This is a genomic window from Syntrophus buswellii (genome assembly GCF_046097065.1).
Classification (GTDB): Bacteria; Desulfobacterota; Syntrophia; order Syntrophales; family Syntrophaceae; genus Syntrophus; species Syntrophus buswellii.
Window position 1 is genome coordinate 1,459,861 of the sequence record NZ_CP175563.1, and the last position, 17,350, is coordinate 1,477,210.

Below are 17,350 nucleotides of genomic sequence, written 5' to 3' on the forward strand. Positions count from 1 at the left end.
GCCGAATCTTCACTTACTTCTGCGAGACAATGCCGGAGATGGAGAAGAGGGTAATACGAGGGGGATAACGGTTGATGTTGTTCCCGCGCAGACATGTAGTCATCGCAAGGGTTCGGGCTTCTCCGGTTAAGATCAAAACCGGCCCCGGATTGCGGTGAGGCCCTTGACATCGGGGGGAGTGGTGAAGTCTGGGGGATGAACCGCCGAAAACGGATGTTCCGGCGGTTCAAGGGCTGTCATCTGTTCTATGGCCTTCTCCATCCACTCCAGGCGGGGAACCCGTTCTCGTCGCGAAGCTTGAGCACATCGTCTCCCTTCTTAATCTCGGAAGCGATGATCGCCGGCTTTCCGTTGTAGGTCACCCTTGAGCCTTTCACTTCAATTCTGTCCTTTGCGGCGATTTTTATATCCTGATTTTCGATGAACCATCCGGGACCGAGGTGAACGGAAATGGGTTCCTTCTCCGTTTTCACGATCATGTGAATGCCGTAGTGCATACCACTCAGCGGTGTAAGCTTGTCAATGGCGATGACCTCTCCGGTGATCGTCTCAACGGTTGCAGGGTTGAACATCCTGCTGTAGGGCGTCCCCATCCCCCAGCCGCCGCTGCCTCTCCACATCATGCCCCGTTGAGCTAACGACTCGGAAACAAGGAAAAGACAGAGCATGAAAACAAACGCGGCAAAAAACGCCATTCTTTTCATTTCAAATTCCTCCTTCCATCTTTATTTTGGTCATATCGCTCATGAATCAAAGCTTATCCTGATTTGAAGCGGCAGCTACCCGGCCTGGAATCGGACGATGCGGGCGAAGGAATCGGCCTGCAGAGCGGCGCCGCCGACCAATGCGCCATCGATGTTGGGCATGGCCATCTGCTCATCGATGGTGTCAGGCTTTACGCTTCCACCGTACTGAATGACAAGCCCCTGCGCCACGTCCCTGTTCCAGACCTTTTCAATGGTGGAGCGGATGCAGGCGTGCATGTCATCGGCATCCTGTGACGAAGCGGTTTTTCCCGTGCCGATAGCCCACACAGGCTCATAGGCGATCGCCACCTGTTTCATTTCGTCGCTGGTGAGGCCCTTCAGACCCTGAATGACCTGGTCCCTGACAATCTGTTCGTGTTTTCCGGATTCCCGCTGTTCGAGGAATTCACCGACACAGACGATTGGGGTCAGTCCATTGGCCAGGGCGGCCCTGGTCCTTTTGTTGACCGTTTCGTCCGTCTCGCCGAAAAACTGCCTCTGCTCAGAATGCCCGATGATCACGTAGGTGCAGCCGAGGGATTTGAGCATGTCCGCACAGACCATTCCCGTGAACGCCCCGGATTTCTCCCAGTGCATCGTTTGTGCGCCGAGCTTGATTTTGCTTCCCCGAATGACGTCGCCCACGGACTTGAGGGAGGTGAAAGGAGGGCACAGAAGGATATCGCATGCCTCGTACTGCCCGACTTCCGCCACCAGGGCTCTGGCAAGCTCGATGGCTTCGGGGTCGGTCTTGTTCATTTTCCAGTTTCCTGCAATGAGGGCTTTTCTCATGATGGAGCTCCTTTGGCTATTTGTCATTGAGTGCATCGATTCCCGGGAGATGGCCGAGTTCGAGAAATTCGAGGGAAGCGCCGCCCCCCGTGGAGACGTGAGTCATTTTGCTTTCCAGTCCCGTCTGCTTTAAGGCGGAAACGGAGTCGCCGCCGCCGACCACGGTAATGGCGTCGATTTCGGCGAGGGCTTTGGCAATTTCCTTTGTCCCCGTGGCGAAATTGGGCATTTCAAAAACGCCCATGGGTCCGTTCCAGATGACGGTCTTTGCCCTGGAAAGGACATCCTTGTATTCTGCAAGGGTTTTCGCTCCGATATCCACCCCCATGAGGTCATCGGGAAAGGAATCCTTCGGGATGGCATGGATCATTGCCTCGTTGCTGAATTCCGGTACGGCGATGTGGTCTTCCGGCAGAAAGATCTCGACCTTCGCCTCGGCCGCCTTTTTCAGGATTTCGGCCGCGGTGGGGATCATCTCGGTCTCCACCATGGATCTGCCGACCGGCAGGCCCCGGGCCTTCAGGAAGGTGTAAGCCATGCCGCCACCGATGAGAATCGCATCGACCTTGTTCAGAAGGTTCGTAATCACCCCGATCTTGGAGGAGACCTTGGCTCCGCCGAGAACCAGGACGAAGGGCTTCTGCGGGCTGGAAACGGTCTGACCGAGATACCGGACCTCCTTCTCCATGAGAAATCCGGCCACCGCGACCGGGACGAATCTCGCGATGGTTTCCGTGGAGGCATGGGCGCGATGGGCCGTTCCGAAGGCGTCATTGATATAGACATCGGCGAAGGCCGCCAGTTCTTTCGCCATCTTCTCGCGTTCGGCCGGGTCTTTGGAGGTTTCCTCCCGGTGAAAACGGGTATTCTCCAGCATGAGGACTTCCGCTGGCCCGAGCGCTGAAACCATGGAGGCGACCTCGGGGCCGATGGCCGAGGGAGCGAGCTTGACGGGCCTGCCGAGAAGCCCGGCCAGATACTCCGCCACGGGCTTCATCCTGCATTTGCCGTCGAGAAATTTCTGCTCGTCGAATTCCTCCCCCGCTTTTTCAGCCTTCTCTTTCGCCTTCGCCGCGTCCTTTTTCGGGTCGCCAAGATGCGACATGAGAATAAGATAGCGTGGAGCCTGTTCAAGGACATGGTTGATCGTCGGCAGAGCGGCCCGGATGCGGGTGTCGTCCTGGACGGCGCCTTCCTTCATCGGCACGTTGAAATCAACGCGCATTATCACTCTCTTGTCCCTGAGCTCAATATCCTTGACGGTTTTTTTGGTGATCATCGGAATCCTCGTTCTGAAGTAAATCTGTTATTTTTGAATTGTAATGGCTTTGACGGTTCCTGAAATTCTGCCTACGGCGACATCCAGATGGAAAGAAGAAACATTCAATGTTCATAAGTATATGGACAAGGATTTTATGAGTCAAGGGGATTTTGGCCGCTAAACATGTACGGTTTCGACGGCCGTTAAAATTCCCACACGCCCATGATGGGTTCTTCATCCTTGTAGTGATTGAATTCCCCGATGTATCGGCAGGAGGTGAAGCGCCATGGCGCCTCAACCATGACCCGTGCCGTTTCCTCTCCGATCCCCATGAGATAGACTAGTGGGGAGAGGGCGATATAGACCGCGGTGGACGCCGTCGAGCCGATCAGGCAAAGCGGCCTTACCAGCAGGATGTCAACCATCTTGAGCCCCGTCGACGGAGGCCCCTGGGCTTCTTCAGAAACGGTATCCCAGGACTGCGAAACTGTTTCAGAAGATTGAACCGGAGCGGATGGCTGGACCGGGGCAGGCGGCTGAACGAGAACAGGCGGTCGACCCGCCGCCGGCAATTGTCCGCTACCGGCTGACGGAGACTCGACGGGCGCTCGGTTTGCGTCAGCCGGCTCAGCCATGACAGGGCAGGTTGCGTAAAGCATGGGCAGGACGATCAAAACAACAAGAGCGAGCCTGTTCATGGAACTTCTCCTTTTCGCAATAGGTTGTCTGATTAAAGCACAAATTTCCCATTAATCAATACAGGAAAATTCACAGTGCCGTAATCGTTGGCCCGTCGAGGATTTTCGTCCACGAGCGGCACACCGCCTTCTCGCGGGAAATGGCCCTGTCCCGTCAACGTTCCCCCGCCAGGGAGATGAGCCGTTTCCCTCTTGATGCCGCTATATTCGTTAGATGGATGCCTTAATCTACCATCAAGAAAAATAAAAAACCTCGTTGAACCTGAAAAATCAGGATGATACAGATTTTCTGTCAAGTGCAAACCATCATCAACGAGGTGCAGCGATTATGGCACAAGGGGTATTATCATTCAAGTACGAAGAGGCAAAGAGAGAGACAGGAATGACGGGACTGGCGGGTCTGCCGGTTTACCTGGATTTAGCCAGTGTTCGAGACCAGGGTCTTCTGAATCCAGAAAAAAACAAAATGACGAGGTGAAGCATGATGAGATCGTATCGAAAAGAGCTGTGGTCCCATGTTCCGGAGCGAAGAGGGTTTGTCAACATTACGGACCAGTTGGATCAGTGCCTCAAGTAAAGCGGTATATCCGAAGGTTTGGCCCTTGTGAGCGCCACGCACATAACGGCTTCCGTATTCATGAACGATGATGAACCGGGCCTGCATCATGATCATGAGGAATGGCTGGAAAAGCTGGCGCTCCATGAACCCCTGTCGAATTACCACCGTAACCGGACAGGTGAGGACAATGGGGACGCTCAATTGAAGAGGCAGGTGATGGGATGGGATGTTGTCGTGGCTGTCACGGGCGGCAGTTTGGATTTTGGGCCATGGGAGCAGATATTCTATGGTGAATATGATGGGCGCAGGAAAAAAGAGTGCTTGTAAAGATCGTCGGTGAATAGCCAAACACTTCTATCCAACGAGACGCATGGAGAGAGCGTATTCTCTGTGACGCCGACGTCCGGACGTCGTTTGCGGCAGGGGAACATTTCCGCTTGGAGATTGCTTCTGCCGGGAGGGCGATAGAAACTCAAATGGCAGGCTTGAACGTATCTCTGGGAACGTTTTCCTGAAAAAATTTTTTTGTGGAATTCCGATGTGAATAATGGTAAAAATCAATACATACAAGTATTTAGGTGTACTTTAAAGCTTGGGAATATAAGCGATTTAATGGAATAAAAAGTAATTGTTGGCGATTGTAATCTCCTAAAAAGGGATGAATAAGGAGAAATACTTCCTGATTCCTGTAAAAAAGAGATTGGATAGATGTTGCGGAATACAAAGCACTTTTTGTCCCGAGCCTGGAAATGGCGGTTCCCCTTTCAGCGAGCTGAATTATAAAAATGAATTGACCCAAGGCAGCAAATGCCTGGGTAAGATGGCCCCTGCCGGTTTGAACCCTGAAAATACTTTATGAGGAGATAAGTAATGGATGAAATTGCAAAAATTAGTGTAACCGATTTCGAGAAAAAATCAGATGGATCATGGGTTGCTTTGAATAATGCAGCCATCAACACGAAAAACGGACTGGTGATGACCGTACCGCGCGGTATGCCCTTTAAAAAAGGATTAACATATTTCGGAGGATATGATGTTGTAAAGGCACTTGAAGAAGCCAGTGTTAACTAAAAAATCAAGGGTCTGAACCGGCAGGGGAAAATTCAATATCCAATGACTCTTGGGTATGGTAACTCGTCGTGATCATCTCCGGATGGTCACGAAGTCGCTTTTTTGGGGGTGCAGGTCAAAGACGTTTCAACCAACGGTTGCCGTCAGGGTGCGATTAATTTTAAACCAGAGTTCCGTGATGGATATCAACGGCCTTTCGCTGCCGAGACAACCACGAATGCACCCTCTCCGTGTCCCGGATGCAACGGTTCAATGGTGGTCGTTTCATGGGAGGGGAGCCCCAGGGTCTGAGCCCAGGATCGAATGGAAAATCGAGCGTTTCCCAAAAGGCGCTCCACTTCTTCAGCGCAATAGAACGTGGCCTCGGGGTAGAAGACGTTTTCATCTCTGCGGGCTTCGTATTGCCGGCCCAGAGAGCTCTCTCTGTCAATAAAACCGATGGTGAGGCAGCCGTCGCTGTTAAGGACCCTGTACGCCTCCGCGAACGTCTCTTCAGGGGAGTCCACAAAGCAAAGGGTCGTTACCAGCAGGGCATAGTCGAAGGAGCCGTCCCGGAAGGGCAGCCTCTCGGCAACACCCGCCACGGTCCTGATGCCTCGTGCCGCGGCGTGGGAAAGCATTGCCGGGGAGGGGTCCAGGCCCATCTCAACACCCAGCGGTGCGGCGAAGCGGCCGGTGCCGACGCCAATTTCCAATCCCCGTCCTTCCCACGGAACAAAAGGGCGCAAGGCGAGCAATTCGGAGACATAGGCGCCTTCATGCGTTTCAAACCAGGCGTCATAGCGTCGATGGTGCGTCTCGAAGGGGGCGGCTTTGGGCATCTTTTCTAATCTCCTGCCGTTCCTTTATCCTTCCAGGTCCTTCAAGCGGGCTGTTATCTGTTCCATCTGCTTTTTCAGGGCTTTGGCCTGCTCTTTTAATTCGGATATTTCATCCTGTCTTCCCGTTGACTCCGGAGAAGAGCTTGTTGGAGCATCCTCGACCTTCGTCGTTTCCGCTTCTCGACTTCTCATCAGGCCGCGGCCCATTCCCCTGCCGCCGCCCGTGCCCATGCCCCGTCCTGTTCCTCTTCCCATGCCGAAGTGGCTTTGGACACTGGGGGCCGATGCGCCGGCTCCGGCTCCGGATTTGTACCTTTCCACGGCATCCCGAACCTTTCCGGAGATGCCGGAAAAGACCTTGATTCCAGCCGAGCTGAAAACCCGGAAGGCATTGGGGCCACAGTTCCCAGTCAGTACGGCCGTAACCCCCTTGTCGGCCAGCAGTTGAGCGGATTGAATGCCGGCCCCACCTCCCAAGTCAATGTAAGGGTTTTGAATAACTTCCGTTTCCATGGTCGTTGGATCAACGACGAGAAAGTACCTGCATCGCCCGAAGCGAACCTCGACAGGATCATCAAGCGACGGACCGGTGGATGTCACGGCGATCTTCATGGCATCATACTCCTTTCTTAAGAATAATATCGAGCTCTTTCCAGAGGGAGGCAATCGCTTCGGTTGCCGGCCCCTTTCCATATTCAACAACGGTTTTACCCGCCATGAGGGCGTCGTTTACGCTGCGGTCGAAAGGAATCTCGCCGATGACCCTCGCCCCCATTTCTGCGGCAATGGCCTTAATCCGAACGGTCTGTTCAGCGTTGAGATCGGATTTATTCACGACGATCAGCGATGGAATGCCGAAATGCCCGGCAAGTTCAAGGACGCGTTGCATGTCATGCACTCCGGATACCGTCGGCTCTGTGACGATAAGGACAATGTTAACGCCGCTGACGGAGGCGATAACGGGACATCCGGTACCGGGAGGACCGTCCCCGAGGATCAGTTCCTTGCCGAGATTTTCAGCGAGTTCCGCCGCGACGTTTCGGACCCTGGTGACCAGGCGTCCGGAGTTTTCCTCCGCGATTCCCAGCCGGGCATGCACCATCGGACCACAATCCGTTCCCGAAACGTACCATCTGCCCACGGTATTTGGTCGATTCGTGATTGCATCGACGGGGCAGAGATACTCGCAGACGCCGCATCCTTCGCAGGACAGTTCATCAATCCGGAAGGCTGTGACTCCTTGCTGGTTTGTCGGACCATCCGGGTATATCGCTCCAAATCGGCAATGTTCAGCGCATTGACCGCATGCCGTGCACTGATCAGGATCGATGGCCATTTTCAATCCGCCGACGAAATCGTGGACCTCGCGAATGACGGGTTTGAGAAGCAGGTGCAGATCTGCGGCATCCACGTCGTTGTCGGCCAGTACCCTGTTTTCGGAGAGGGCGGCCAGTGAGGCGATCACGGTGGTTTTCCCTGAGCCCCCTTTGCCGCTGATCACGGCGATTTCCTTGAATTCGGAAGACTCTCCCCTGGGAAAGGGCTCCAGGTTTTCCGCCGAAAGGGGAAGCAGCTCATCGGGCGGAACATCCGGGGGGACGGAACCGGCCAGAGATGAAACGGCGGAAAAAATATGAAGCAGCTTTTCCCTGAAGTCCGGGTAGATGTGTGTGAGGATCGTCCCGCTGGAGTAAGACTCTGCGTATTTTCGATCAAAGGGGATACGGCCGGCAATGGGAACACCCACCTTCTTTGCATAGTCGGAGATCAGTTCATCCGCTCCTTCTGAGCGGTTGATGACGATGCAGGTGGGGATCTTTTTCTTCAGGCTCATGTTGACGGCGAGCTTGAGATCGTTCAGGCCGAAAGGCGTAGGTTCCGTGACCAAAACGACTACGTCCGTGTCGTTTACGGTCTCGATCACCGGGCAGGATGTTCCCGGGGACGCATCAATAATGTTGATGGCCTGGGGATCAACGAGTGTTTTTACTCTGCGGATAACCGCAGGGGCCATGGCTTCGCCGACGTTCAACGTTCCGTGTGCAAAAAAGAACGGTTCATTCTGCGGGGAGATTTCAAGCGTACCGACCGGCGACGGCACATCGGTCAGGGCCTTTTCGGGACAGACCAGCGAGCAGAGGCCGCAGGCATGGCACAGCTCGTTGAAAATCAGAACCCTGCCTTTCACCACGGCAATGGCATTGTAGCGGCACGCCGTCGCGCACTCGCCGCAGCCGGTGCACAGATCCTCGTTCCAGGCAGGCCTCAACACCTCGACCGACTTTGGAGCGTCGAACTTCGGTTGAACAAACAAGTGGCAGTTCGGTTCTTCCACATCACAGTCCAACAGCCTCACGTGCTCGCCGCGCTCAGCGAGTGCATAGGCCAGATTGACGCTGAAGGTCGTTTTGCCTGTTCCTCCCTTGCCGCTGGCTACCGATATGTTCATGTCTTTGGCCGATCCTTTCTGTGGCTTGTGCCTTTTACCCGTTTTTCGCGGATTGTTCCGCACCGATTCCCCCGGAGGAACGATCCGGAAGAGATTGCGACTCGGATGGAGGCTGGTTTCTGTCTGGTGATCCTGGAACAATAAAACTGGGTTCATCCGGTCGATGCGTACTTTATGTTGAAAAAAATGGACATACACCCCAAGAGGAAATTGTTCGAAGATTTCCAATTAACGGAGGGGAAGCATGTCCACGAGTCTTCTTTACCATGGATTCGGCCTTATCGGCTACGATTATGTCAGGACGCGATATGAGGGAAGAAGTATCACGTTCACCATACGCCACAAAAGGAGCAAACTTCGTTGTCCGGTCTGTAGAAGCAGGAAGGTCATCATGCGGGGAACGACACGGAGACGGTTCCGAAGCATTCCTATCGGTTTCAAAAACGTGTTTTTCGATCTTGATGTTCAGCGTGTAGGGTGCCTTCGTTGCGGTACTATTCGTCAAGTGTCGCTGGGATTTGCTGATCCCCGGTTTTCTTACACCCGTGCTTTTGAGCGATATGCCTTGGAATTGTCGAAACACATGACGATCCGGGATGTAGCTGGACATCTGTCGGTATCCTGGGACGTGATCAAGGAAATTCAGAAACGAGATTTGATGAAGAGGTTTTCCAGACCCTGCCTGAAGGATCTTCGGAGAATTGCCATCGATGAGATCTCGATTCGCAAGGGGCATCGGTATCTGACCGTTGTTTTGGATATGACCAAAGGGACGATCGTCTATGTCGGTGGTGGCAAGGGAGCCGATGCGCTTGACTCTTTCTGGAAAAAGGTCAAACGTGCCAAAGCCAAGATTGAAGCCGTTGCCATGGATATGTCTCCCGCTTATATCAGCGCTGTATCTACTCATCTTCAGAAAGCGACGATTGTTTTCGACCATTTTCATGTCATCAAGCTCTTCAACGACAAATTGTCCGGGCTAAGAAGAGACCTTTATCGGGAGGCAAAAGATCTCCTTCAGAAGAAAGTCCTGAAGGGTACCCGCTGGCTTCTCCTGAAAAATCCGGAAAATCTTTCTTCATCCAAAGGTGAAAGGGCCCGCTTGAACGATGCCCTTCAGCTAAACCAGCCCCTTTCATGCGCCTATTACCTGAAAGAAGATCTCCGACAGGTCTGGTTCCAGCCAACCAAGGAAAAAGCACGGCTTGTATTGGTTGATTGGATCAAGAGGGCGGAAACTTCCGGGATCAAAATGTTGAAAAAGTTTGCAAAGTCACTTGCTGCATTTCAATCCGGTATCCTCTCTTATTATGATTACCGCATCTCGTCGGCTCCATTGGAAGGCACAAACAACAAAATCAAAACCATGAAACGGATGGCCTATGGGTTCCGGGATATCGAATTCTTCAAACTTAAAATCATGGCCATTCATGAAGCCAAGTATGCTTTAGTCGGATGAACCTAAAACTGTAAGATCCTATAGGCGCATGATTTGTGCCATAGCACAGACAAAATTTCGATAGCTAGAATATTGAGTATATACAGGGTGATGAATTCGATGTGACGCTGTCGAGATCAGGTGCAGAGATGATTTAAGTTGTATAAATGCGACCATAACAAAAATAACAGTCTCCCATATGAGACTATTCCTTTGTCCACTCATGGCCACAAGGAAGGGTTGGACAGGGTGCCGGCGCAACGGCTCCCGGCCTTCCGGATGATCTGTGTCCATGGAATTCCGAGTTTATATCCTGAGCCGACCCTGGAAATCGGAACCGCTGCTGCATCTAGTGGACAAAGAAGAATTTATGCTTTATAGATTCAACCCTGGATAAATCAGGAAGCGACCCGGAAGGTGCAGGCGACTTTCCGTACGCCGCCAGGATCAGAATACCACGAATGGAAAGGATCATCGTATGGCAGGGGAAATTACGTTACAGGAGCTGGACGCGGGGAAATTTATTGAAGAAAAGGTTGAAGCCATTCGGAACATGGTGGGAAACGGAATCGCCATCAATGCCCTTTCCGGGGGCGTTGATTCGGCAGTGGTCACCCTTCTTGGGCATAAGGCCCTGGGGGACCGGTTGAAGACGGTATTTGTCGAAAACGGCCTGATGCGGGAGGGTGAAGCCCAGCAGGTGGTGAACTGGTTCAAGGACCTGGGCGTTACGGTGGACGTTGCCGATGCCCGCGCCGAATTTTTTTCCGCACTGGCCGGTATCATCGACCCGGAAGAGAAGCGCGAAGCCATCACGCAGACCTTTTACCGCGATGTCTTCGGGCGCATCGTGAAGGCCAGCGGGGCCAAGTACCTTCTTCAGGGGACGATTCTCACCGACATCGACGAAACGAAAGCCGGGATCAAGCGACAGCACAACGTCTTCGAGCAGCTCGGCATCAATCCTGAAGATGCCTTCGGTTATCGGATTCTCGAGCCGCTCGTTGAACTCCGCAAGGACGGCGTCCGCGCAGTGGGTAAAGCGCTGGGGCTTCCGGAGGAAGTGTTCAACCGGCCGCCCTTTCCCGGACCGGCCCTTGCCGCACGGGTGATCGGAGCGGTGACCCCGGAGCGCATCGAAACCGTCCGCAGGGCAACGGCCGTTGTGGAGACCATGCTTCGCGATTCAGGGGCGTTCCAGTACCTGGCCATCCTTCACGAAGACCGCGTGACGGGGATTCGCGACGGCAAACGCGACTTCGGTCTGCAGATCGAAGTGCGCTGCTGGGACAGTGTGGATGCGCGGATAGCAGAGCCTACCCAGCTTCCATTCGCCACCTTGACCCGGATGGCGGCCGAGATTGTCCGGACTGTGCCCGGCGTGGTCAGCGTCACCTATAACATCGGGACCAAGCCTCCCTCCACCATCGAGGCGATCTGAACCGGCAGAACCCGTCCGCTCCTATAAACCGTCAATTATGACCCAAGAGGTAAACTGCGCAGCGGATTCTTCCGGTGCGCAGCTTACTTTCCGTGGATCGTGTTGTAGGTGTCCAGGTACTCTTTTCGAGGGGCGATTTTCAGCGCCTTGTCGATGAGGAATCCCGCCTCCTGGATGTTCCCCTTCTGATAAAGCAGATACGCGAGGTTGTTCATCGTATCGGCATGATTGCTGTCGATGGAAAGGGCTTTGCGGTAAGCATCCTCCGCCTTTCCAAGATCCCCCGATCGGTAGTGGAGATTGCCGAGATTGAAATGGGGCACGACCCAGTCCGGGCGCATCCTGGACGCTGTTTTGTATTCCTTTTCCGCCAGCTCGGGCATTCCCTTGTGTTCATAGGCGACGCCCAGGTCGTTATGCTCTTCCGAAGTAAGCGGATCCTTGAGTTCAATGATCCGCGGCAGCGTGCAGGCAAAAACGCCAAGGCAGAACAAACCCATGACGAGGATCATGGAAACACGACGAGAAAGGTGCATCCTGTTTTGTTCCATAGGCGTTGAAATTTGGAATAAGAATATATTTGTGAAGGTTCCGTTCCGCTGTGAGCAACAATTCCCGATTCCCCATACCCATAGACCAGCAGGTAATGAGGCTTCGAAATGCGCCAGAATCCGGTATCGACGGCCACGATGACCGGCTTTCCCGCATCTAGATACTGCTTGAGTTGATCAACCGTTCCCTGGCCGAGGGCCGTTTTGAAATTTCTGCTTCGGGCGAAGTTTTCCATGTCCGATATGAGAGTCCCTCTCAGCTTGGCGGAATACACTTCCGTTGCAATGTCATCCGCACTTTCGGGATGGCCGTAAAACATCAAAACGGATGCCAGGGCTGCCGGGCCGCACTTCAGAGGCTCCTGCTTCACAAAAGGCACGCCGTTGATGACGATCAAAAGCAGGGACGCAAGGGAAAGAAGCCTCATGGAGCCCTCAGCCTATGACAATTTTCTTGTTCAGCAGTTTAAGGATGACAATCACCAGAATGATGATGACCAGTACGCCGATGACGAACCCGACTCCGTCTCCGCCCGCAAGAACGGAATCCGAGGCCTGTGCGAGCAGGTGGACCTGCTCTTCTGTCATCCCGCTGATTTTCGATTTGATTTCATCGGGAGTCAGGCCATGGGCGCGCAATTTTTCCTGGACGATCTTGTTTTCAAGGGCGAGTTTGATTTTGTCGATGTCCTGGAATTTGAGATCCGCGCCTGCTTGATGCTCTGACGAGACCTGTGACGATACCATGGCCGCACCTGCAGGTGACGTCACGAAGAGGCACCAGAACAGGGCGAGAAGCATGGCGAATATCGGGTTTCTGATTTTTCTGATCATCGAATGTTACTCCTTTCCTCTCTATCAAAAATTCTCAAGGCAGCCATCGGGAAGGATTAGGCTGTCCTGCTCTTCTCCCGGTCTCCTGTTGCTGCGGGCGGCATCGTCATCCCGTCGTCTCCATCCATATCCGCAGGATGCAATGACCTCTCAAGGCCCACAGGCTGTCAGTTTCGGTGAGCATCTGCATCTCACTTTTTGCCGCCTTCTGTCAAGAGAGTAAAAGGCCAAATAAGAAGAATTCCCGGGGCGGTTCATCTTAGGGGAGGGAGCCTTGCCGGAAAGGACGAATGCAGGGCCATGAAGCGTGAAGAGGTCAAGGCGGCCCACGATGGCCTGCAGGAGTGTAAGCCTGGTATGTTAAAGACAAGACAGGAAAGGATCTCAAGAAAAAGCCCGGTGAAGTCCTCTTCGGAAAACGGCACTCCATCGTGACGGTGGAAGCAGACGTGCCCCTTGCTGTCCCGGGAAGATGCCCTGCACTGAGTCCCGTTCTTTCCCTGCTTCAAGGAAGAGTTTCGGTGAGTCGCCACGTCAGAGAGGGTCTTCACAATGTTCTGGTACGGATTGTGCGTTTTTGCCGCTCATCGCCATCGCGTCTTTAGATGAAGTGGAATTGCCAGACTCTAATTCCGGGGATCTTCCCATGGCACGCAAGCCGTGTACAGAAAGCAGAATTGAACTGGTGGTGTCGAGTCGAACTGTCTGATGGAGGAGTTTTTCCAATGTTCTCAAAAAGGCTTTTTTATGTCCTGGCGGCTTCTCTTTGGATTCTGATTGCCACAGGCCCCTGCCGGGCCGAAGCGGAGAAAGTCGATAAAACGGAAAAAGGGGAGAGCGCGCTTTCCGGGGAGGTGTCTTTGTCCGCATTGAGTGCCTACATCTGGCGCGGGCAGGAACTGAGCCGTCACAGCCTGGTCTTGCAGCCGTCTTTTACCCTGAACTACGGGGGAATTTCGGCAGACCTCTGGGGGAACTGGGATTCAGATCCTCATGGTGAGGGGGGTGAGCGCTGGAACGAAACGGACGTTTCGCTTTTTTACGGAGGCAAATACCGTCTGCTGAACTATGAAATCGGCTACATGTCTTACAATGCGGTCGGCGGTGAAGATTCTCAGGAGGTATCCCTGAAGCTGGGGATCGATGTGCCGTTGAGTCCGAGCCTGACTGTTTACCGTGAAGTCATGCATGATCTCTACTGGTACTTTCTGTTGACTCTAAGCCAATCCTTCCCCGTTTCAGAGCGGCTGTCCATCGACCTGTCCGCATCGGCAGGGTATCTTGTCAGCACCGATTCGGAAGAGTATCCCGAGGTTGGCGAAGATGGGGGAGTGACCGGCGGGAAATTCAACAATTTCCATGACGGGACATTGACCGTGGGCTTTCCTTACAAAATCCTGGATAACGTCTACGTTACCCCGGCCCTGTCCTATACCTTTCCCCTGTGCGGTGATGCACGACGGGAAATGAAATATTTCAGCATGACGGGCCGGGACTCCAATTTTCTTTACGGTGGCGCCATCGTCACGTACAGCTTTTAGCTTTGCAGGTGATGGAAGAGACCCGTAAGGTTCTTGGAAAGGAACTCGGTTAACGAACTTAAGGCCTTACGTGGACTTGATGATTAACATTGGTGTAAGGCCTTATTGCCGCTCCAACCTCCGCATTGCTTTGCACCCGCCACGATTGAACAAGTTTTGAATGGTAGTTGGGCACACTGTTGTCGGGTCTCACAGCAACGGTTTCGGAAATGATTCTCAATTCACCCGTTCGAGGATTGCGCCACATGAAAATGAATGTCGCCGGCAGCGCGTTGTGCGTAAATCTCCTTTGCCAGGCAGCCGGCAGGTAGTCACTGGCCTGAACATAGCATCTCATCGTGCCGGGAAATCTTCCGGCTCCATTTGGTCCATACAGTGGGTTGCTTTCCGGGCTTTGGTAGTGATAGCACACATAGTGGTTATTCTGCCGAGGGACGGTATCCGTAACCACAAACGCACAGCCGTTCATCGCGCCTGTAAATGTAAAGACGGGAAGCTCCAGGGTATTAACAGTGATTTGCCCCATATCCAGGAGGTTTGCGACACCTCCTGGCAGGTAAGGAAAATAATTCCCCTCGATGTAGTCAGCGGGCCATGCCGGAACGGCCACTCCTTGAGCATTAGAGACCGCAGCCGGAACCAGACGCCTCAACACATATTTACGGTTACCAATGTTTGCCAGGTCGTATCTGATTTTACCGTCGCCGTCCTGATGCTGGTTCATATTGATACCCTTTGCTTTTTTCTGAAAATTGGGTTCAACAAGCTTTCCGTATATGTGAGATTCCGGCTGATAGTTGATTAGCGTATTATCGATCAGGAACTGTATGGGATTGGCACAGAACTGTTCATTTGCCGTCAAAGATCGAAAGGCCCCCTTTCCCGGAAGTGATCCATCTTATACTATTTCTTTTTTACTTCAAACGGATTTATATTCAAGGATTATTTACCCAGGAAATGATGAGAATCTCTCGCAGCCTATAAAAATGGCAGAGCCGATTTGCATTAAGCATTTCCCGCAGCAAGTTATTCGCCATTTGTCTTAACGTAAGAATTTTGGCATCATCGAAATCCATACTTTCCCCGATTGTATGTTTCGAGGTGATTTTGTATTATTTTTCAGCTAAGTTTATGCTCAGGCTCGTTCAGCCGTATAGCGGCATTGCTTCGTGAGGAGGGGGGGATAATCAGATTACCGGAGATAAATTGACCACGCAGAAAAATCCACGATATGAAAAAAGGAGGAATAAATAACGATGAAAAAATATTTATCAATTTTTTGTCTCATCATCACCATGATGGCCGGTTATGCACATGCCGGTACGGTATATACCGACCGCGCCTTATTTGAAGCGGCGGTTTCGACATACACCATAGAAGATTTCGAGGCTTATCCTATTTCCGGCAATCCTGGCAGCGGGGCGGTGTCACAGATCAATTTTAATAACTTCTCCGCTGCATCAGTGCCCGATGCGGTAAAGGTATTGGATACGGAATTTGCCTATTCCAGGAATACAACCGTGGGGGGAGCCAACTATCTTTATCTGGATACCGATATCGGATTTACAGGTTCTGTAACAACCCTTTCTTTCAACAGCGGGATCAGCTTTTTTGGATTTGATTATACCTATAACCCAAGCTGGAATTCGCAACTTAATCTTGCCGTTGAAGGAAATTCTTTTATTCTGAGCGATGTTGATAACTACGGCTATGGCTTCTGGGGTTATATTGGAGATGGTACGTTCAGTACAGTCACTATCGACTCAGGATATATCAGCGCATATGGTATTGATCAGGTTACATTTAATGCTGTACCGATTCCTGCTCCCATTCTGTTGCTTGGTTTTGGTTTGGCAGGACTGGCAGGGTTGAGGAAGAAATTGAACCAGTAACTGAACACAGAAACGACGCAATGAAAGAAAGGCAGAACCAAGCGGTTCTGCCTTTCTTTTGGTACGCCCAGCATGGGCGCACTCTCACTTTTCATGTCAGCGGATCCGCGTGGGTAAAATACGAATTGACAAAGCAAAATATCCTCCCCTATATTTAACACTCCTGATTAAGCAATTCATCATCCTAAAAATACAAACAAAACGGCAAACATTTCAGCAACGGCAAAGGAGGAGAAGAAAATGAACATACGGGATCTTCTTGGAGCAATGGTGCAATCCGGAATGTCGGCTTCGTCAAATGAACGCATAAAAAACTCTTTAGGTGGAGGAATGCTGGATAATCTTGGGAACATGCTGGGAGGTTCATCCGGGCAGACCGGAGGCGGAGGAGGCGGAATAGGGGACCTGTTATCCAGCGTCCTGGGGGGCGGACAAAAGGGGCCCGCCGCACCCGGTTCCGGGGGCGGCCTCGGTGATTTGCTTTCAAATATGCTGGGCAGTGCGGGACAAGCGGTTGGCGGCAACAGAAATATTGCCATAGGCGGCCTGGGGGCACTGATTGGTTCCCTTCTGGGCGGTGGAGGAAAGTCCGTCGGAGGGGCCGTCGGCGGCGGCTTAATGGCCGTTCTGGCCAGTCTGGCTTTCAATGCCCTGAAAGGAAGCGGACAAAAAAACCCGTCGATACCGGTCGGACTGCTGGAGCCACAGACGGAAATGGAGCAGCTCCAGATGGAACAAAGCTCGGAACTCGTTTTGCGTGCCATGATCAATGCAACCAAATCTGACGGCGAGATCGATCAGAATGAAATCGACCGAATGCTTGGAAAAATCAGTGAAATCGGGATTGATGAGGAAGGCAGGGACTATTTGAGGACCCAGCTGCAGCAGCCGATGGAAACGGAAGCGCTGATCGCCGCGGCACAGGGTCAACCGGAACTTGCGGCCCAGATCTATGCGGCCTCTCTGCTGGCCATTGAAGTGGACACCCAAGCGGAGAAGGATTACCTGGAACGGCTTGCTCAAGGATTGGGTTTAACACCGGAAATTACCCGGCGTATTCAAGAACTCGTTGGCCTGCAGCAGGCATAAAGGACAACGGTATGACGCCTTCCCTATTGATGGCGTCGCGAACTATGCACCGAATTTGAGAAGATTCTCGGCAACGGGAAGCAGAAACAAAGCGAGGGCTTAACTAAAATTGGTTAAGCCCTCGCTTTTGGAGTGGGTCGGGAAAAACCGGGCGGCAACTGTTTTTT

General features: G+C 52.6%; 19 protein-coding genes and 1 pseudogene. 8 read left to right on the top strand and 12 right to left on the bottom strand.

Features of this window, described 5'->3' with window-relative positions; translation table 11 throughout:
* Window positions 1-245: 245 nt before the first annotated feature.
* From ACJ77P_RS06505 to ACJ77P_RS06520, 4 genes are all read right to left on the bottom strand, one after another.
* Window positions 246-704 carry a DNA-binding protein gene (locus ACJ77P_RS06505; protein WP_367360345.1) on the bottom strand — a complete coding sequence of 153 codons (459 nt, stop codon included), beginning with the start codon at window positions 702-704 and terminating at the stop codon, window positions 246-248.
* A gap of 75 nt (window positions 705-779) precedes the next feature.
* On the bottom strand, window positions 780-1,538 hold the full coding sequence (gene tpiA, locus ACJ77P_RS06510; RefSeq protein WP_367360344.1) for a triose-phosphate isomerase: 759 nt from the start codon (window positions 1,536-1,538) through the stop codon (window positions 780-782).
* Between the two features lie 16 nt (window positions 1,539-1,554).
* Window positions 1,555-2,817 (bottom strand): phosphoglycerate kinase, encoded by a 1,263-nt coding sequence (locus ACJ77P_RS06515; protein WP_408999316.1) that lies wholly within the window; start codon window positions 2,815-2,817, stop codon window positions 1,555-1,557.
* A gap of 185 nt (window positions 2,818-3,002) precedes the next feature.
* Entirely contained in the window at window positions 3,003-3,497 is a 495-nt protein-coding gene (locus ACJ77P_RS06520; RefSeq protein ID WP_367360342.1) for a hypothetical protein, read from the bottom strand.
* Window positions 3,498-3,753: 256 nt separating this feature from the next.
* Between ACJ77P_RS06520 and ACJ77P_RS06525 the strand changes: the two genes are divergently transcribed.
* From ACJ77P_RS06525 to ACJ77P_RS06535, 3 genes and pseudogenes are all read left to right on the top strand, one after another.
* Window positions 3,754-3,975: a hypothetical protein gene (locus tag ACJ77P_RS06525; RefSeq protein ID WP_408999442.1), complete on the top strand. Its 222-nt coding sequence runs from the start codon at window positions 3,754-3,756 to the stop codon at window positions 3,973-3,975.
* Between the two features lie 6 nt (window positions 3,976-3,981).
* Window positions 3,982-4,400, top strand: a pseudogene (locus ACJ77P_RS06530) (secondary thiamine-phosphate synthase enzyme YjbQ).
* Between the two features lie 526 nt (window positions 4,401-4,926).
* Window positions 4,927-5,127: a hypothetical protein gene (locus ACJ77P_RS06535; RefSeq protein ID WP_367360341.1), complete on the top strand. Its 201-nt coding sequence runs from the start codon at window positions 4,927-4,929 to the stop codon at window positions 5,125-5,127.
* A gap of 185 nt (window positions 5,128-5,312) precedes the next feature.
* On the opposite strand, the gene ACJ77P_RS06540 is transcribed toward ACJ77P_RS06535, so the two are convergent.
* Genes ACJ77P_RS06540 through ACJ77P_RS06550 form a run of 3 tightly spaced genes read right to left on the bottom strand, consistent with a single transcriptional unit; the run spans window position 5,313 to window position 8,397 of the window.
* Window positions 5,313-5,948 (bottom strand): class I SAM-dependent methyltransferase, encoded by a 636-nt coding sequence (locus ACJ77P_RS06540; RefSeq protein ID WP_367360340.1) that lies wholly within the window; start codon window positions 5,946-5,948, stop codon window positions 5,313-5,315.
* 24 nt (window positions 5,949-5,972) lie between these two features.
* Window positions 5,973-6,560 carry a NifB/NifX family molybdenum-iron cluster-binding protein gene (locus tag ACJ77P_RS06545; RefSeq protein WP_367360339.1) on the bottom strand — a complete coding sequence of 196 codons (588 nt, stop codon included), beginning with the start codon at window positions 6,558-6,560 and terminating at the stop codon, window positions 5,973-5,975.
* Between the two features lie 4 nt (window positions 6,561-6,564).
* A complete protein-coding gene (locus tag ACJ77P_RS06550; protein WP_367360338.1) occupies window positions 6,565-8,397 on the bottom strand; it encodes a P-loop NTPase in 1,833 nt (610 codons plus the stop codon).
* Window positions 8,398-8,641: 244 nt separating this feature from the next.
* Here ACJ77P_RS06550 and ACJ77P_RS06555 point away from each other — a divergent pair, with 244 nt between their 5' ends.
* Together ACJ77P_RS06555 and ACJ77P_RS06560 are read left to right on the top strand one after the other, a co-directional pair.
* Window positions 8,642-9,856 carry an ISL3 family transposase gene (locus ACJ77P_RS06555; RefSeq protein WP_408999317.1) on the top strand — a complete coding sequence of 405 codons (1,215 nt, stop codon included), beginning with the start codon at window positions 8,642-8,644 and terminating at the stop codon, window positions 9,854-9,856.
* A gap of 457 nt (window positions 9,857-10,313) precedes the next feature.
* A complete protein-coding gene (locus ACJ77P_RS06560; RefSeq protein WP_367360337.1) occupies window positions 10,314-11,276 on the top strand; it encodes an ExsB family transcriptional regulator in 963 nt (320 codons plus the stop codon).
* A gap of 83 nt (window positions 11,277-11,359) precedes the next feature.
* Here the strand turns inward: ACJ77P_RS06560 and ACJ77P_RS06565 are convergent, their stop codons facing one another.
* The 3 genes from ACJ77P_RS06565 to ACJ77P_RS06575 are packed head-to-tail and all read right to left on the bottom strand — an operon-like array spanning window position 11,360 to window position 12,661.
* On the bottom strand, window positions 11,360-11,812 hold the full coding sequence (locus ACJ77P_RS06565; protein ID WP_367360336.1) for a tetratricopeptide repeat protein: 453 nt from the start codon (window positions 11,810-11,812) through the stop codon (window positions 11,360-11,362).
* Window positions 11,785-12,255, bottom strand: coding sequence for a C39 family peptidase (locus tag ACJ77P_RS06570; RefSeq protein WP_367360335.1), 471 nt, complete (start codon window positions 12,253-12,255; stop codon window positions 11,785-11,787). The genes ACJ77P_RS06565 and ACJ77P_RS06570 overlap by 28 nt, the downstream gene beginning before the upstream one ends.
* Before the next feature lie 7 nt (window positions 12,256-12,262).
* Window positions 12,263-12,661 carry a PA2779 family protein gene (locus ACJ77P_RS06575; protein ID WP_408999318.1) on the bottom strand — a complete coding sequence of 133 codons (399 nt, stop codon included), beginning with the start codon at window positions 12,659-12,661 and terminating at the stop codon, window positions 12,263-12,265.
* Between the two features lie 725 nt (window positions 12,662-13,386).
* Here ACJ77P_RS06575 and ACJ77P_RS06580 point away from each other — a divergent pair.
* Window positions 13,387-14,202 (top strand): hypothetical protein, encoded by an 816-nt coding sequence (locus tag ACJ77P_RS06580; protein WP_367360333.1) that lies wholly within the window; start codon window positions 13,387-13,389, stop codon window positions 14,200-14,202.
* 58 nt (window positions 14,203-14,260) lie between these two features.
* On the opposite strand, the gene ACJ77P_RS06585 is transcribed toward ACJ77P_RS06580, so the two are convergent.
* The gene (locus tag ACJ77P_RS06585; RefSeq protein WP_408999319.1) at window positions 14,261-15,064 is read right to left on the bottom strand and encodes a hypothetical protein; all 804 of its coding nucleotides are present in this window, start codon (window positions 15,062-15,064) and stop codon (window positions 14,261-14,263) included.
* A gap of 394 nt (window positions 15,065-15,458) precedes the next feature.
* Here ACJ77P_RS06585 and ACJ77P_RS06590 point away from each other — a divergent pair, with 394 nt between their 5' ends.
* Entirely contained in the window at window positions 15,459-16,094 is a 636-nt protein-coding gene (locus ACJ77P_RS06590) for a hypothetical protein (protein WP_367360331.1), read from the top strand.
* Between the two features lie 179 nt (window positions 16,095-16,273).
* On the opposite strand, the gene ACJ77P_RS06595 is transcribed toward ACJ77P_RS06590, so the two are convergent.
* On the bottom strand, window positions 16,274-16,402 hold the full coding sequence (locus tag ACJ77P_RS06595) for a hypothetical protein (RefSeq protein WP_367360330.1): 129 nt from the start codon (window positions 16,400-16,402) through the stop codon (window positions 16,274-16,276).
* A 22-nt stretch (window positions 16,403-16,424) separates the two neighbouring features.
* Here ACJ77P_RS06595 and ACJ77P_RS06600 point away from each other — a divergent pair, with 22 nt between their 5' ends.
* Window positions 16,425-17,183 (top strand): tellurite resistance TerB family protein, encoded by a 759-nt coding sequence (locus ACJ77P_RS06600; protein ID WP_367360329.1) that lies wholly within the window; start codon window positions 16,425-16,427, stop codon window positions 17,181-17,183.
* Window positions 17,184-17,350 lie beyond the last annotated feature (167 nt).

What these genes read in the sequence shown, in the direction of transcription:
- ACJ77P_RS06505 (WP_367360345.1), bottom strand. Translation starts at nt 704, where the DNA reads ATGAAAAGAATGGCGTTTTTTGCCGCGTTTGTTTTCATGCTCTGTCTT.
- tpiA (WP_367360344.1), bottom strand. Translation starts at nt 1,538, where the DNA reads ATGAGAAAAGCCCTCATTGCAGGAAACTGGAAAATGAACAAGACCGAC.
- ACJ77P_RS06515 (WP_408999316.1), bottom strand. Translation starts at nt 2,817, where the DNA reads ATGATCACCAAAAAAACCGTCAAGGATATTGAGCTCAGGGACAAGAGA.
- ACJ77P_RS06520 (WP_367360342.1), bottom strand. Translation starts at nt 3,497, where the DNA reads ATGAACAGGCTCGCTCTTGTTGTTTTGATCGTCCTGCCCATGCTTTAC.
- ACJ77P_RS06535 (WP_367360341.1), top strand. Translation starts at nt 4,927, where the DNA reads ATGGATGAAATTGCAAAAATTAGTGTAACCGATTTCGAGAAAAAATCA.
- ACJ77P_RS06540 (WP_367360340.1), bottom strand. Translation starts at nt 5,948, where the DNA reads ATGCCCAAAGCCGCCCCCTTCGAGACGCACCATCGACGCTATGACGCC.
- ACJ77P_RS06545 (WP_367360339.1), bottom strand. Translation starts at nt 6,560, where the DNA reads ATGAAGATCGCCGTGACATCCACCGGTCCGTCGCTTGATGATCCTGTC.
- ACJ77P_RS06550 (WP_367360338.1), bottom strand. Translation starts at nt 8,397, where the DNA reads ATGAACATATCGGTAGCCAGCGGCAAGGGAGGAACAGGCAAAACGACC.
- ACJ77P_RS06555 (WP_408999317.1), top strand. Translation starts at nt 8,642, where the DNA reads ATGTCCACGAGTCTTCTTTACCATGGATTCGGCCTTATCGGCTACGAT.
- ACJ77P_RS06560 (WP_367360337.1), top strand. Translation starts at nt 10,314, where the DNA reads ATGGCAGGGGAAATTACGTTACAGGAGCTGGACGCGGGGAAATTTATT.
- ACJ77P_RS06565 (WP_367360336.1), bottom strand. Translation starts at nt 11,812, where the DNA reads ATGCACCTTTCTCGTCGTGTTTCCATGATCCTCGTCATGGGTTTGTTC.
- ACJ77P_RS06570 (WP_367360335.1), bottom strand. Translation starts at nt 12,255, where the DNA reads ATGAGGCTTCTTTCCCTTGCGTCCCTGCTTTTGATCGTCATCAACGGC.
- ACJ77P_RS06575 (WP_408999318.1), bottom strand. Translation starts at nt 12,661, where the DNA reads ATGATCAGAAAAATCAGAAACCCGATATTCGCCATGCTTCTCGCCCTG.
- ACJ77P_RS06580 (WP_367360333.1), top strand. Translation starts at nt 13,387, where the DNA reads ATGTTCTCAAAAAGGCTTTTTTATGTCCTGGCGGCTTCTCTTTGGATT.
- ACJ77P_RS06590 (WP_367360331.1), top strand. Translation starts at nt 15,459, where the DNA reads ATGAAAAAATATTTATCAATTTTTTGTCTCATCATCACCATGATGGCC.
- ACJ77P_RS06595 (WP_367360330.1), bottom strand. Translation starts at nt 16,402, where the DNA reads ATGCGTTCATTTGACGAAGCCGACATTCCGGATTGCACCATTGCTCCA.
- ACJ77P_RS06600 (WP_367360329.1), top strand. Translation starts at nt 16,425, where the DNA reads ATGCTGGATAATCTTGGGAACATGCTGGGAGGTTCATCCGGGCAGACC.